Genomic DNA, 15,383 nt, shown 5'->3' on the forward strand with positions numbered 1-15,383 from the left:
CTTAATTTTGGTGTATTGAATTCAGGAAAATGTAAGGGACTGTTGCATATGTTGAAATCATGAGATTCTTCGGGATAAATCCCTCAGAACGACACGATAATAATCACTAATGCAATAGTCCCATTTACGTTTACAGCTTTGCATCATCTACAGAATCAAGCCAATTTCTTATTGGTTCGATAACAGATTCAATAGTTGAATCTTCAAAAGGACTTTGAAGATTTCCTTCTTTTAGCAGTTCAAGGAAAGGCTTGCTTCCTCCAACTTTACAAAGGTGCAAATATTCATTCCATGCTTTTTTCCTGTCACCTGAGTTAAATTTAACCCAGTACTGGAAAGCACACACCTGTGCTAATGTGTAATCTATATAGTAGAAAGGATTGCCGAATATGTGCCCTTGCTTGAACCAATATCCTCCTTTTTCATAAAATTTATTGTTCTCATAGTCAATGCATGGGAGATATTTTTTCTCTATTTCTCTCCATACAGCTCTTCTTTCTTCAGGATTTAAATTTGGATTTTCATATACTCTGTGCTGAAATTCATCAACTGTAACACCATAAGGAATAAAAAGTACTGCATCAGATAGATGAGAAAATTTATATTTAAGTTCATTTTCTTCAAAAAATAAATTCATCCAAGGCCAAGTTATGAATTCCATGCTCATGGAGTGTATTTCGCACGCTTCCAGTGTCGGAAAAATAAGTTCAGGAATATCAATATCACTGCTTTCATAAACTTGGAATGCATGGCCTGCCTCGTGAGTCAATGTATCAACATCGCCGGATGTTCCATTAAAGTTAGCAAATATGAAAGGTGATTTATAATTTTGAATGTAAGTGCAATATCCCCCTGACTGTTTGTTTGGTTTTGTTTCCAAGTCAAATAAATCATTTTCAATCATGTAGTTAAAAAACTCTTTAGTTTCAGGGGAAAGTTCGCTGTACATTTGCTTAGCTTTATCTACCATCCAGTCTTTGTTACCTTTTGGTTTTGCATTGCCGGAGGTAAAACTCAAATCTTTATCATAGTATTTAAAGTTGTTTATTCCTAATCGTTTGGCTTGGCGTTTTCTTAATTCCACAGATAATGGAACTATGTATTTTAAAACTTGATTTCTGTACTTTTCAACATCTTTAGCATTGTATTCTGAACGGTGCATTCTTATATAAGCTAATTCTACGAAGTCTTTGTATCCTAACTTAACTGCAATTTTATTTCTTATTTTGACCATTTTGTCAAATATTTCGTCGAATTTATCAATATTTTCTTCAAAAAAACCGCTGTATTTTTCATAAGCTTCTTTTCTCGTTGGTCTGTTTAAAGATTGCATATATGGCTGCATTTGAGATAAGTTTAATATTTTGCCGTCATAATTTATTTTTGCTGAAGATATTAACTTGTCATATTCACTTTGCAGCTTGTTTTCTTCCTGAAGATCATTTAGGACTTCGTCAGAAAAAGACTTTATTTCCATTTCTGCCATAGTAAAATATTGAGGTGCTATTTTTTCCTTAAGTTCTTCTTTGAATTTTGAATTAATTAAAGATTTGTAATATTCTACAGTAAAACCTTGAAAATGTGGTGATGCATTGTCCATATATTCATTTTCTTTATCATAAAATTCATCTGCTGTATTTATTGAGTGGCGTACAGCAACTAAATTTACCATTGTGTCTATGTTTTTCGATAGATTATTTATTTCATTAATTAATTTGAATTGTTCATCTGCATTTTTAGAATTATTAAACTTTTCAATCAATTCAGAGTATTGAACTTTGACAGTTTCAACATCAGGGCGAACATACTCATATTCACTAAATTTCATAAAAACCTCCCATAATTAAAATTTTTCTATATAAATATATTAACACAAGATTGTTTTAAAATACATATTATTTGTAAAAATTAATTTTGCTGCAGAGGTTTTCTAATAATTGCATATAAAAGGCAAGAAATAGTAGTTTAAAAGATGAAGTCTATAGAATATATTCATATGAGTTTAAGTTTTTTCTTGAATAATGTATATGCATTATGAGTACTAAAGATTTAAATAAATCTTTGATTGTTAATTATTAAAACTGTAAAAATATGATAAAAAGCCATTTAGAATTTTAAAATTAATTCTAAATGGCCTATCAAATCGATTATTCATAGAAACTACTAAAAACATAAATTTTTTAGTGGTTTCACGCGGCACCTTTATTGTGTTACTTATTAAGTCGGTGTACAAAAATTATTAAAAATATCTCCTGTTTGCAGTATATTCTTCTACTAACCTCAAACCTTCTCCAAATCTTTGGAAGTGGACGATTTCTCTTTCTCTTAACCATCTAAGAGTATCTTTTACAAGAGGATCATCAGTTAAAAGAATTAAATTTTCATAAGTTGCCCTTGCTTTTTGTTCTGCTACGCACTTATAAATACAACATGTAACAAGAGATAAAACAAATCAAAAAAATATTACAAATTAGACAGCTATAGACTTTGTAGCTGTTTTTTTATTTTATAAAAAAGAAGGAGATACATATGAGTAAAGTTATATCAATAGCAAATCAAAAAGGTGGAGTAGGTAAAACTACTACAGCAATTAGTCTTGGCATTAGTCTAGCCATGCTAAAACAAAAGGTTCTATTAATAGATTTAGATGGACAGGCAAATTTAACAATGTCATTAGGATATGAACCTGATGATCTTAATAATACAATTACAAATTTAATTGAAAATAGGATAAATAACTACAATTACAAAATAGATACAGATAAATATTTTATAGAAACAGAAGGAATTTACCTATTACCTTCTGATATTGGTTTATCCAGTATTGAGGTTAAAATGTTAAATACATTGAATAGAGAAAATATCCTAAAGAACATTATAAAAGATTTTAAAGACATGTTTGACTTTATACTTATAGATTGCTTGCCATCCCTAGGAAACCTTACTATAAACGCTCTTGTAGCATCGGATAGTGTAATTATACCGGTACAATCTCAATATTTATCAATGCGTGGAATGGAGCAGTTAATACAGACAATAACTGGAATAAAAGCTCAAATCAATCAGAGCTTAGTAATAGAAGGAATACTTTTAACAATGTATGATAAACGTACAAATTTGAGCAAAGAAGTATTTGGTGCTATAAGTGAAACATATGGAGATTATATTAAGGTATTTAAGAATAAGATAACTGTATCAACTAAAATAGCTGAAGCTCCATCACAAGGGGTAAGTATATTTACATACAATCCAAATAGTGAAGTTGCAAAATCTTATGAATTACTAGCAAGGGAAGTGCTAGGGAATGAGTAAATTAAATTTAAATAAGAAATTAAAAGGTCAAGATTTAATAAGCGACATTATTGGTAAACCTGATTTAAATAATAATGACAAAGATATAAAACAAGTCAAAACATACTTGCTTATTCCTTTTAAAAACCATCCATTTAAATTATACGAAGGTGATAAATTGAATGATATGGTAGAAAGTATCAAAGAATATGGAATTCTTTCACCAGTAATAGCGAGAGAAATTGAAAATAAGGAAGAGCTAGAACTTTTGAGCGGTCATAACAGAGTAAATGCAGCTAAGATAATAGGTCTTGAAACAGTTCCTACCATTATAAAGAATGTAGATGATGATACAGCTCAAATAATAGTTGCAGAAGCTAACTTTATGCAAAGACAAGACTTTCTCCCCTCAGAAAGAGCAAAAGCCTATAAAATGCAATTAGATGCTTTAAAGAGACAGGGTAAGAAAAAAGATATAGACATATGTTCCATTGGAACATATGTTGAAACAAGCAGAGAAGAGGTTGCTAAAAATAACGATACTTCTGCATCACAAATTCGGAGATACATAAGACTAAATTATCTTATTGATGAATTACTAGATATGGTAGATAAAAATATTTTAGCATTTAGGCCTTCTATAGAAATTTCATATCTTTCTTCAGAAAGCCAAAAAATAATTGAATCCCTTATAAGAAATCAAAATATAAAAATAAGTTTAAAGCAGGCAGAAACTTTAAAAATAAAGGAAGGAGAAATAGGGCAATTAAGTTTAGAGGTAATTCTTGAAGTGCTGTCTGATAAAAATAAAAGTAATAAAAAAATTGCCATACCTTTAGCTAAGATAAAAAAATACTTTGATAAAGATATATGTGAAGATGAAATTATTAACAAGATAATTGAGTTGTTGGAAACAAGCAGTTATTAATAATGGAGGCAAAATAGAAAATGGACAAAAGAATAGTAAATGTTAAACAGATTTATGATGAAATAATACCCCAACTTACAATATCAGATAAAGTTTGGATACAGTTTTTAAATTTTTCATCAGGGATTTGGAAGCACAGATTTGATACTCAAATACTCATATATGCACAAAAACCAGAAGCAACATTTGTCGCAGATATGAATATATGGAATAACAAAATAAAGAGATACATAAATAAAGGAGCAAAAGCAATAAAGGTCTTTGATACAACAGAAAATCCAGTTAAAATTGAGCATTTGTTTGATGTTTCAGATACTAATGGTTTTGAAAAGACATATCCAAGGACATGGGTGCTGAATGATACGTATAAATTACTGTTAAATCAAAAGCTCAATAGCAAATATAATACAGATTCAAATTCGTTAGATAATACGATTATGTATTTATGTAAAGAGTATTCTAAAATAGTATATAAATCATATATATCTGATTTTAATAATCAAGATAAACAATTTACAGTATTTGACGAAATACATAATAGTACTAATGAAAAATTTAAAGTAACATTGCAAGAAAGCATGGTGTATTTAATATCAACAAGATGTAATCTAAACACAGAAATTAACAGAGAAAAATATTTTAAATATATTACTGAATTTAACACTAAGGAGCTAATATTAAAGCTTTGTAGTTCTGTAGCAAATACATCACAGTTAATATTATCAGATATAGAAAATGAGTTGAAAAATATAATAGAAGAGAGGAAAAGGGAGAATGAAACCAGTAGAATTAACATACAAGGAGATAGACGGAATATTGTATCCGGAGATAGAAATGGAGGAGAATCAGGAGGAACAAGAGCCACTGGGCAAGTATGGAATGATGGCAATGAGTTATCTGAGGGAGACAAATCAGCAGAGATATACGGAGATGTTTATCAACGGGGAGCTGATGCAGATAATGAGGAAGGTAAACGAAGAAGCCAACGAACTACTCGACAATATAATGGAACAGAAACTAAAGATAGATCCAGTACCGGATCCAATGAACGCATACGAAAGTTACAAACACCGGGACATGATAAAGAGAGAAGCAGAAGAGATAGTACTGAAGGAAATAGTGTACCGAATAAGGTAATTGAGCAATTTAATATTTTAAATGACATAGAGCTGCATGAAGACTTAGGCAGCTCTATTATTTTGCCTAAAAAAAGTGTAATAGAAGATGATAATGAAAAGAGTATTGAAAAAATAAATTATAAGTATAAAGACGATGACAAAATAGAAGGCGGACTGAAAACAAAATATAAAAATAATATAGAAGCTATTAAGCTATTAAAAGCCATTGAGCAAGAGTCAAGGTTAGCATCATCAGAAGAGCAGAGTATATTAGCTAAATACTCTGGCTGGGGAGGAATGCCCCAAGCATTTGATGAAAAATCGAATTCATGGGCCAATGAATATAATGAGCTTAAAAGTATTCTAACAGAAGAAGAATACAAAAGTGCAAGGGCATCCACACCAAATGCACATTATACTTCAAAAGAAGTTATAAAATCAATTTATACAGCTATTGATAACTTCGGTTTTAATAAAGGAAATATATTAGAACCTAGTATGGGTGTAGGATATTTCTTTTCACAGCTGCCTGAAAGCATGGAAAAATCAAAACTGTATGGGGTTGAGCTTGATGATATATCCGGAAGAATATCTAAGCAGCTGTATCAGAAAGCAGATATTCAAATTAAAGGATACCAGGACACGGAGTTTCAAAACAACTTCTTTGACGTCGCTATAGGTAATGTTCCGTTTGGAGATTATAAAGTATATGACAGTGAATATAGTAAATATAATTTATTTATACATGACTATTTTATAGCTAAGACAATAGATAAAGTTCGACCGGGTGGTGTTGTTGCTTTTGTTACTTCTAAGGGAACAATGGATAAACAAGACAATTCAGTTAGAAAATATATAGCTGAACGTGCAGATCTTATAGGCGCTATCAGGCTTCCAAATGATACATTTAAAGAAATTGCAAATACGGATGTAACAACAGATATATTATTCTTGCAAAAAAGAGATAGCATTAATTTAGAAGAGCCTGAATGGATTAATGTTTTACATAACGATGATGGTATACCTGTAAATAAATATTTTATAGATAATCCAAGCATGATGCTTGGAGAAATGGTATTTGATGAAAAAAGAAAGGGTATGTTCGGAGAAAACAGTAAAGTTACAGCTTTAGTTAATAAAGATGAAGATTTCAATATAGAAGAATCATTAAAAGTTGCTGTATCAAATCTTAATGCAGATATAAATAAATATAATAATTTTGAAAAGGATAATGACAGTTTAAATGAAGCAAACAAAGATTTGCCTGCGGATTATAACGTGAAGAATTTTACTTTTACAGTGATAGACGGAAATATATATTACAGAGAAAATGCATCTATGAAATTTAAGGAGCTAAAAGCCAAGACAAAAGAAAGAATAATTAAGTTGCATGAAATAAGAAATGCAACAAGACAGATAATTACAGAACAGTTAGAAGGCTGTACTGATGATTATCTTAAAGAAATGCAAAAAGAATTAAATCAAAAATATGATAATTTTGTAAAGCAATATGGCTATATATCAGACAAAACAAATAAAAGAGCATTTTCAGATGACAATGACTACCCCCTTTTATCTTCATTAGAAATAGTTGATGAAGATAAAAATGTTACTAAAGCAGATATATTCTCTAAAAGAACAATAAGTCATTATGAGAAAATTGAAAAGGTCGATACTGCAGTTGAGGCCTTAACAGTAAGTATGAATGAACGAGGTAAAGTTGATCTTGAATTTATGGCTAAACTTTCTAATAAAAATATAAATACCGTAATAGAAGATTTAAAGGGGATAATATATATTAATCCACAAAAATATGATGAAAATGATATTACAGCTGGTTGGGAAACAAAAGATGATTATTTAAGCGGTAACGTAAGAGAAAAATTAAAATTAGCTCATGTGTATGCTAAATCAAATGCTATATTTAGCATAAATGTTCAAGCACTTGAAGAGTCACAGCCTAAAGACCTTGAAGCCGGTGAAATAGATGTAAGGATTGGTTCAACTTGGATAGATTCTCAAGATATAGAACAGTTTATTTATGAATTGTTAAAAACTCCAAGATATTTCCACAACACAGGTTCAAGATATAGCGATGAAATTAAAGTCAACTATAGAGATTTTAATGCATCGTGGTCAATAAGCAATAAAGGTGTTGATGGAAACTCAGTTGCTGCTAAAGAAACATATGGAACAAATAGAATAAATGCTTACTACATAATAGAAGATACATTAAATCTTAAAAGTGTAACTGTAAAAGATAGATTTGAAGAAGATGATAAAGTAAAGTATGTAATAAATAGAAAAGAAACAATGCTCGCTAAAGAAAAGCAAAGACTTATAAAAGAAGAATTTAAAAGATGGATATTTAAAGATATAGATAGACGAAACAAATATGTTAGACTGTACAATAATAAGTTTAATAATATGCAACTTAGAGAATTTGATGGAAGTTACTTGACTTTTCCCGGAATGAATCCGGACGTAAAACTAAGACCACATCAGAGAAATGCAATAGCACGTGTAATAACATCAGGAGAAAATACTTTGTTGGCTCATTGTGTAGGGGCAGGAAAATCATTTGAAATGATTGCTTCTTGCATGGAAATGAAACGTCTAGGACTTGCAAATAAGAGTATGATTGCTGTTCCAAATCACCTAACAGAACAAATGGCAGCAGAATTTTTAAGGCTATATCCGTCAGCTAATGTTTTGATAACAAGTAAAGATGAATTTAAAAAAGAAAATAGAAGGAGATTTGTCAGTAGAATTGCTACTGGTAATTATGATGCAATAATAATAGGACATAGTCAATTCGAGAAAATTCCTATATCAAATGAAAGACAGCAAAGAATGATTAATGAACAAATAAATCAGGTAGTAGAATCAATAAGTGAAATTAAATCAGAAAACGGAGAGCAATGGGCAATTAAACAAATGGAAAAAACAAAACTCCGACTAGAGGAAAGCTTAAAAAAGCTTACTGATACTGTAAAGGATGATGTAATTAACTTTGAAGAATTAGGAATAGATTGCTTGTTTGTTGATGAAGCACATAATTATAAAAACTGTGCTATATTTTCTAAAATGCGTAATGTTGCAGGCATATCTAACACAATGGCTAAAAAATCTACAGATATGTTGATGAAATCTCAATATATACAAGAAATAAACAATGGTAGAAATGTAATATTTGCAACAGGAACACCAATTAGTAACTCTATGGTTGAGCTGTATGTAATGATGAGATATCTGGAAGAAAAAGAGCTGCACAAAATGGGAATATATCATTTTGATAGTTGGGCTTCAAACTTTGGAGAAGTTGTCTCTTCTCTAGAACTTGCTCCCGAAGGAACTGGATATAGGTTTAGAAATAGATTTGCTAAATTTGTTAACTTACCAGAGCTTATGACAATGTTTAAAAATATAGCAGATATACAAACACCGGATATGCTCAATCTTCCTGTACCAAAACTTAAAGATGGTAAATACGAAATAATAATATCAGAACCCACTGAAGAAACAAAAGAAATAATGTCTGAATTTGCAAGCAGAGCAGAAGATATCAGAAATGGAAATGTAAAGCCTTGGGAAGATAATATGCTCAAGGTTACAAACGAAGCAAGACAATTAGGATTAGATCCGAGGCTATTAGACTCTAATGCTGAGAATAATCCAGCATCCAAGATTAATAAATGTATTGAGAACATATATGATGAATATAAAAATTCAAACGATATAAAAGGGACACAAATAGTATTTTGCGATATAGGTACACCAACAGGAAAGAAACAAGGATTTTCAGTATATGACTACATAAAAGGAACATTAATAGAACAAGGAATACCTGAAAGTGAAATATGTTTTATTCATGATGCTAATAATGAGGTACAAAGAGAAAACATGTTTTCAGAACTAAGAAGAGGATCAAAGAGAATAATTATAGGGAGTACTTCCAAAATGGGAACAGGAACAAATATACAAAGTAAACTTGTAGCACTTCATCATCTTGATGTGCCTTGGAGACCATCAGATATAGAGCAAAGAGAAGGTAGAATACTACGTCAAGGCAATACCAATGAAGAAGTTAATATATACCGATACGTTACAACAGATACATTTGATGCATATATGTGGTCAATAGTCGAAAATAAGCAAAAATTTATTTCGCAGATAATGACATCAAAATCTGTTGCAAGAAGCTGTGAAGATGTAGATGAAACAGTATTAAGCTATGCAGAAATAAAGGCACTTGCAACGGGCAATCCATATATAAAAGAAAAGATAGACATCGATAATGAAGTAGCAAGACTGACACTTTTAAAAACTGCCTATAATAATCATAAATACAAGATGGAGGATAATTTTAAATCAAAATATCCTAGTTTTATAGCAGAAGCTAAGCAAAGAGCAGATAATATTAAAAAAGATATTGAAATTAGAGACCAAAACAAGAAAGAAGAATTTGAGATAATTATAGATAATAAGTCTTATGATAACAGAGAAGATGCAGGAGAAATTATAAAAATATTATCAGACAATGCAGTATCAACTGAAGGAAAACAAATAGGAAAATTTAACGGGTTTGATTTATTCATAAAGAAAAAACACATGAGTTCCAATGAGTTGATATTAAAAGGTAACAGTACTTATACAATAGAGCTTGGTGACAGTCCTCATGGAAATATGGTTAGACTTGAAAATGTTATAAAAAATCTTGAATCAAATATAGGCAGACTGGAAGATAAAATTATTGAATATAATAGAAACATGGATGAATCAAAATCAGAATTTGAGAGACCTTTTGAACATGAACAGTTACTTGCTGAAAAAACAAAAAGACAGTTCGAACTTAATGAGCTTCTTGATATTAATAAGAATAAAGGTGAAGGAGAGGTTATAACAGAAGAAGATGATTTCGAAAATGAAATTAGTAGTAATAAAAATAATGAAAGAAAATCAATGATAAATATACAGGATAAAATTAAAAAATACAAAAAAGATAATTCACCTAAAATTACTGATAGTATAAAAAAAGAATATCATGATGATGCTAGGTAAAATATTTTTGGTCCAGTGGGACAGAAGTATTTTATATGATTTTTATAGATAAATTCAATAAAATATGGTAAAATATAATATAAGTGATATGGAGAAAACACAATGGATATAAACACGAATAGTAAAAGTGCGAAAGCATGGAAAACTGCATTAGATATGCAGAAGATTGATGAATATACACCTAGTGAAGAATTTAAATCATTAATTGAAAAGGAAATAAGGGGAGAGATATCTACTGAAGATATAATTACTGAACTTACTAACAAGTATACTCAGGAGGTATGATTCTATGATAGACCCTTATGTGTATGATGATACAAATGTTTTAATCAATAAAATAAATATAAAAGATTATGAAATGTTAATGAAAATAGAAAAAGAATTTACCACAGTCAGAATGAAACAGATAATTGATGATGAAGACGGTATATTAATTAAGGGTAATTATAATTATGAACATTTAAAATCTTTTCACAAATATATTTTTCAAGATATCTATGAATGGGCAGGAGAGCAGAGAACTGTTGATATTGAAAAATCTGAAATAGCTTTGAATGGAATTGATTTCAAGTATTCATCATTTGAAAATATTGATAAGGAAATCATAAAAAATTTAGAAGAATTTAATAAAGTAAAATGGAATAAGTTGAGTATTGATGAAATGGTAACTCATTTTACTTATTTTCTATCAAATGTTTGGAAAGCTCACGCTTTTCGAGAAGGAAATACTAGAACAACTATTATGTTTTTTGTCAAAGCAGCCAATAAATTAAATATTCCATTGAAACACGAAATTTTAACGGATAACAGTGACTATTTGAGAAAAGCACTTGTAGCTGCTTCATATGAAGATAAGGGCATAGGAATAAGCAGAAATTTCACTTATTTAAACCGAATAGTTAAAGATTCATTTGAATCATATAAACAAAAAACATCTAACAGAAAAACTTTTGAAGAACTTAAAAGTTGTATAGAAGATAATAAAACAAATATTGCTATAGAACATAATAAAGTCAAAAATAAAAGAGATAAAGAAAGATAACTTCTGTTCCATTGGAACATATTTTATAAGATTTTATTTCTTATTATGAGAAGGAAGGATTTTATGGGCCAGAATATTATAAAAGATACATTGATTGAACAAATGAAAATGAAACTTAATGGTAGTTTATATCACGAAACACAAGTACTGTTTGCCTATAATACCAATCGGATTGAGGGTAGTCGATTAACAGAAGAACAGACAAGATACATATTTGAAACAAAAACTATTGGACTTGAAAATAATCAAGCTTTAAATGTAGATGATATTATTGAAACACATAATCATTTCAAAGTATTTGATTATATGCTTGAAAATGTGGATGATCTATTGACAGAAGAAATGATAAAAAGGTACCATGAATATATTAAAAGGTCTACATCATTTGAACGTATTGAATGGTTTGCTATTGGCGATTATAAGAAAAAAGCTAATACAGTTGGTTCAATTAAGACAGTTTCGCCGTCACAGGTATCAAATGAAATGAAAAAACTATTACAATGGTACAACAATCTTGTAAAAATAACATTAAAAGAAATTGTTGAATTTCATTATAAATTTGAATGTATTCATCCATTTCAAGATGGTAATGGTCGAGTAGGGCGATTAATAATGTTTAAAGAATGCTTGAAAAATGACGTTGATCCATTTGTAATAGATGATACTCAAAAACTTTTTTATTACCGAGGCCTAAAAGAATACAATTCGGAAAAAGGATATTTAGAAGAAACGTGCGGAGCTGCGCAAGATAAGTATAAGCTGTTATGTGAGTACTACTTAGAAGACTTAGATAGCATAACAAAATCAAAGATAGAAAAAATATCAGCTTTAGGTTCACATAATAACAATTCCATTAAAGTGGCAGAAAAAGATGTTAATAAAAAAACATTGGATAATATAAAACAAGACTTAGATAAGCACAATAATAAACCAAAAAACAATAAAGATATTAAAAATAGTATAGATAAATCAAGAGAGAGATAACTTCTGTTCCAATGGAAAAGAAGTTAAATAAATTGATTATTTTATAGATAATATTAATGAAATATGGTAAAATATAATCAATGTGGAGGCTTTTATGAGTGGTTTAAAAAACAAGGAAAAGAACGATTGGGATGTTGCTTTGGGAATACATAAAACAAACAACTTTTCTGTTCCAATGGGACAGAAGTAAAAGGAGTTAAGGTTTTTATAGATAAATTTGCTCAAATATGATAAAATATAAATGGTTGGAGATATGATTATGGATGATAAAAGAATTGAAAAAATTATACTTAATGTTAATGCAAATCTATCAATTGAAGGAATGCCGTTAACCAATAACGATAAAATTAGGATGAGGGATTGTTTAACTGGGAAAACCACAGTTGATTATGAAGTAAAAAAACTTGTGGAAAAATACACTGTGAAAAAGGTGTAAACATATGGTTAATGAATATTTGTACAGCTTTGATATTGATTTGAAATATTGTTATCCCAATTCTTCTGTTTTAAAAAACAAATTAAATATTACAAATGAATATGATTTAAGCGTAGCTGAAAGGAAAATAGGAGGTTCATTAAGAATGTTGGAAATAGAGAATGAACCTTTAAAAGGAAAACTCGATTTTAAACATTTAAAAGATATACACTATTATATCTTTAAAGATATATATGATTGGGCTGGTCAAATCAGAACTGTTAATATTTCAAAAGGAAATGTATTTTGTTATTGCGAAAATATTGAAAGTTATGCAGGTGATATTTTTTATAAACTTAAGGAAGAAAACTATCTTATTAATACAGATAAAGATGCTATTTATGATAGATTTTCTTTTTATATGAGTGAGATAAATGCGCTACATCCTTTTAGAGAGGGAAATGGACGTTCCCAGAGGGTGTTCATGTCATATCTAGCAAAAGTAGCAGGATATGAATTAAATTTTGAAGAAATTACTCAGAAAAAGATGATTGAACTAAGTTCGCTTGCTTTTAATAATGGTCATGAAGAATATATAAACATGTTTAAAAAAATAGTAAGGCCAATTTCTAATCAAGAGCAAATGGACTTTATTGAATCTATTGGTTTAAAATCTATTTTAATAAAAAATATAAAAATAGAAAAATATAAAGAGAGATAACTTCTGTTCCAATGGAACAGGAGTTTTATATTTCATGGCAGCAGTAATAAAATACTGTTGCTTTTTTGTTATTAAAAATAAAATGAGGAGAAAAGTAATGTACACAAAATATCAAATTGCAAAGGCACAAAATATATCCTTGTTAGATTATGTTGAAAGTAGAGGATATGAACTTATTTATAGCCATACAGATGTTAGGCTAAAAGAGCATGACAGCTTAGTTATATCAAATAATAAATGGAAGTGGTTTTCAAAAAATATGGGAGGTGGTACATTAGATTTTCTAATTGAATATGAAGGTAAAAATTTTAAAGAAGCTATGCAAACTCTACTTGGTGAAAAAGATATTGATGAAAGTAAACCACAATATAAAGAACATATTCAAGAGCAACACCAAAACAAAAAAATAAGCGAATTGCCAGAGAAAAATAATAGCTATAGAAGAATGTATGCATACCTAAATAAAACACGTTGTATTGATGTTGATATAATAAACGATATGGTAAATAACAAAAACCTATATGAAGAAAAAGAGCATAATAATTGTGTTTTTCTTGGAAGAGATAAAGACGGGGTAGTAAAGTATTGCTTAAAAATTGGCACCAATACGTTTAAAAAATTCAAGGGTGAAATACCAGGTTCTGATAAAAGTTTTAATATAGAATTATATTCTCTTTCAGAAAACAATAGTGTTTGTGTTTATGAATCAATAATAGATGCAATGAGCCATGCGACATTATTAAAGCAAAGAGGAGCAAGCTATAATAAACAAAATAGAATTTCTCTTGGAGGTGTTTCGGATTTAAAGCTTGAACAGTATTTGAAAGACAATCCAAATATAAAAAAAATTATTATATGTTTGGATAATGATGATGCTGGCATTGAAGCAGCTTTGAAAATTAAAGAAAAATATTCTAAGTTAGGATATGTAATAACAAAAATAGTACCTAAGCAAGGTAAAGATTTTAATGATGAGCTAGTTGCTCAAAGTAGCAGAAAATCATTAAAAGATATAGACAATAATTTATGCAATTATAAGGTTGCTAATAATAAAGATATGCTACCTGAAAGAAAAAATATTTCATATGACACGCAAAGTAGGTGATTTTATCAATACAAAAATTATAACATTCTGGTCTCCGGTAAAACGTCAAGGATGTAGTACAAACATTGCCTTATATGCTTCTTATTTATCTCACGTGATGAATGAGACAGAAAAAGCAGTTATATTTAGCCTTAATGATAGTACTGATGTTACCGATTATATAACTTCTAATCCTATTAGAAATGGAATGAACGACTTATTATTCTTAAGTGAAATGAACAATATTAATTCTAAAGAAGATGTATTGGTTTATACACATAAAATATCAGATAACCTTGATATTCTAGGAACAGGTAAAAACAGAACTGAAATAAATAAAAAATATAATAAGATAATTGAATTACTTAAATTGGCATATGACTTCATAATAATTGATGCATCTAATGATAATGATTTTACAACGCAAGAAATATTAAAAATGTCAGATTTAATAGCAATCAGTATGCCACAAGACAAATTTGTGTATGAACAATTAGATTTAAACCTGGTTAAAAACAATAAGATGATTTGTATTAGCTCTTTATATAATGATAAAAGTGATTTTAATCTTAGCAAAATACAAATGCTAATACCTATAAAAGTATATCCTTTAAGCCAAAACGATAAAATTAATCAAGCTGTGAATATTACGTTTTTATAGTGCACCTAAGCCGGCTAAATTGTGCATTACTTCCGCTTAAATTGTGCAGCTATTCCGTTCAAATTAAGCATGCTTTCC

At 29.2% G+C, this 15,383-nt stretch carries 11 protein-coding genes and 2 pseudogenes; 11 read left to right on the plus strand and 2 right to left on the minus strand.

Features of this window, described 5'->3' with window-relative positions:
- Positions 1-130 precede the first annotated feature (130 nt).
- Both SA378_RS03595 and SA378_RS03600 read right to left on the minus strand, forming a co-directional pair.
- Positions 131-1,828 carry a M3 family oligoendopeptidase gene (locus tag SA378_RS03595; protein ID WP_318524618.1) on the minus strand — a complete coding sequence of 566 codons (1,698 nt, stop codon included), beginning with the start codon at positions 1,826-1,828 and terminating at the stop codon, positions 131-133.
- A gap of 411 nt (positions 1,829-2,239) precedes the next feature.
- Positions 2,240-2,410: pseudogene (locus SA378_RS03600) on the minus strand (manganese catalase family protein); the annotation flags it as partial.
- A gap of 119 nt (positions 2,411-2,529) precedes the next feature.
- Here SA378_RS03600 and SA378_RS03605 point away from each other — a divergent pair.
- The 11 genes and pseudogenes from SA378_RS03605 (at position 2,530) to SA378_RS03650 (ending at position 15,305) form a co-directional block, all read left to right on the plus strand.
- Complete coding sequence (locus SA378_RS03605) at positions 2,530-3,312, plus strand: ParA family protein (RefSeq protein ID WP_318524619.1); 783 nt, start codon at positions 2,530-2,532, stop codon at positions 3,310-3,312.
- Positions 3,305-4,219, plus strand: coding sequence for a ParB/RepB/Spo0J family partition protein (locus SA378_RS03610; protein WP_318524620.1), 915 nt, complete (start codon positions 3,305-3,307; stop codon positions 4,217-4,219). Before SA378_RS03605 ends, SA378_RS03610 begins: the two co-directional genes overlap by 8 nt.
- Before the next feature lie 834 nt (positions 4,220-5,053).
- Positions 5,054-5,356, plus strand: coding sequence for a TnpV protein (locus SA378_RS11640; protein WP_412178668.1), 303 nt, complete (start codon positions 5,054-5,056; stop codon positions 5,354-5,356).
- A 3,581-nt stretch (positions 5,357-8,937) separates the two neighbouring features.
- On the plus strand, positions 8,938-10,398 hold the full coding sequence (locus SA378_RS11645; RefSeq protein WP_412178669.1) for a helicase-related protein: 1,461 nt from the start codon (positions 8,938-8,940) through the stop codon (positions 10,396-10,398).
- A 102-nt stretch (positions 10,399-10,500) separates the two neighbouring features.
- Positions 10,501-10,683: an antitoxin VbhA family protein gene (locus tag SA378_RS03620; RefSeq protein ID WP_318524622.1), complete on the plus strand. Its 183-nt coding sequence runs from the start codon at positions 10,501-10,503 to the stop codon at positions 10,681-10,683.
- A 4-nt stretch (positions 10,684-10,687) separates the two neighbouring features.
- Positions 10,688-11,440 (plus strand): Fic/DOC family protein, encoded by a 753-nt coding sequence (locus SA378_RS03625; protein ID WP_318524623.1) that lies wholly within the window; start codon positions 10,688-10,690, stop codon positions 11,438-11,440.
- 63 nt (positions 11,441-11,503) lie between these two features.
- Positions 11,504-12,211: pseudogene (locus SA378_RS03630) on the plus strand (Fic family protein); the annotation flags it as partial.
- A gap of 472 nt (positions 12,212-12,683) precedes the next feature.
- On the plus strand, positions 12,684-12,860 hold the full coding sequence (locus SA378_RS03635) for a hypothetical protein (RefSeq protein ID WP_318524624.1): 177 nt from the start codon (positions 12,684-12,686) through the stop codon (positions 12,858-12,860).
- 4 nt (positions 12,861-12,864) lie between these two features.
- Positions 12,865-13,560, plus strand: coding sequence for a Fic/DOC family protein (locus SA378_RS03640; protein ID WP_318524625.1), 696 nt, complete (start codon positions 12,865-12,867; stop codon positions 13,558-13,560).
- A gap of 97 nt (positions 13,561-13,657) precedes the next feature.
- The gene (locus SA378_RS03645; RefSeq protein ID WP_318524626.1) at positions 13,658-14,665 is read left to right on the plus strand and encodes a DUF3991 and toprim domain-containing protein; all 1,008 of its coding nucleotides are present in this window, start codon (positions 13,658-13,660) and stop codon (positions 14,663-14,665) included.
- The gene (locus tag SA378_RS03650; RefSeq protein WP_318524627.1) at positions 14,646-15,305 is read left to right on the plus strand and encodes a hypothetical protein; all 660 of its coding nucleotides are present in this window, start codon (positions 14,646-14,648) and stop codon (positions 15,303-15,305) included. Before SA378_RS03645 ends, SA378_RS03650 begins: the two co-directional genes overlap by 20 nt.
- Positions 15,306-15,383: the final 78 nt, after the last annotated feature.

The organism is Sedimentibacter sp., assembly GCF_033447055.1.
Lineage (GTDB): Bacteria > Bacillota > Clostridia > Tissierellales > Sedimentibacteraceae > Sedimentibacter.

Coding starts and splice junctions, on each gene's coding strand:
- SA378_RS03595 (WP_318524618.1), bottom strand. CDS start 1,828: ATGAAATTTAGTGAATATGAGTATGTTCGCCCTGATGTTGAAACTGTC.
- SA378_RS03605 (WP_318524619.1), top strand. CDS start 2,530: ATGAGTAAAGTTATATCAATAGCAAATCAAAAAGGTGGAGTAGGTAAA.
- SA378_RS03610 (WP_318524620.1), top strand. CDS start 3,305: ATGAGTAAATTAAATTTAAATAAGAAATTAAAAGGTCAAGATTTAATA.
- SA378_RS11640 (WP_412178668.1), top strand. CDS start 5,054: ATGGAGGAGAATCAGGAGGAACAAGAGCCACTGGGCAAGTATGGAATG.
- SA378_RS11645 (WP_412178669.1), top strand. CDS start 8,938: ATGCTCAAGGTTACAAACGAAGCAAGACAATTAGGATTAGATCCGAGG.
- SA378_RS03620 (WP_318524622.1), top strand. CDS start 10,501: ATGGATATAAACACGAATAGTAAAAGTGCGAAAGCATGGAAAACTGCA.
- SA378_RS03625 (WP_318524623.1), top strand. CDS start 10,688: ATGATAGACCCTTATGTGTATGATGATACAAATGTTTTAATCAATAAA.
- SA378_RS03635 (WP_318524624.1), top strand. CDS start 12,684: ATGGATGATAAAAGAATTGAAAAAATTATACTTAATGTTAATGCAAAT.
- SA378_RS03640 (WP_318524625.1), top strand. CDS start 12,865: ATGGTTAATGAATATTTGTACAGCTTTGATATTGATTTGAAATATTGT.
- SA378_RS03645 (WP_318524626.1), top strand. CDS start 13,658: ATGTACACAAAATATCAAATTGCAAAGGCACAAAATATATCCTTGTTA.
- SA378_RS03650 (WP_318524627.1), top strand. CDS start 14,646: ATGACACGCAAAGTAGGTGATTTTATCAATACAAAAATTATAACATTC.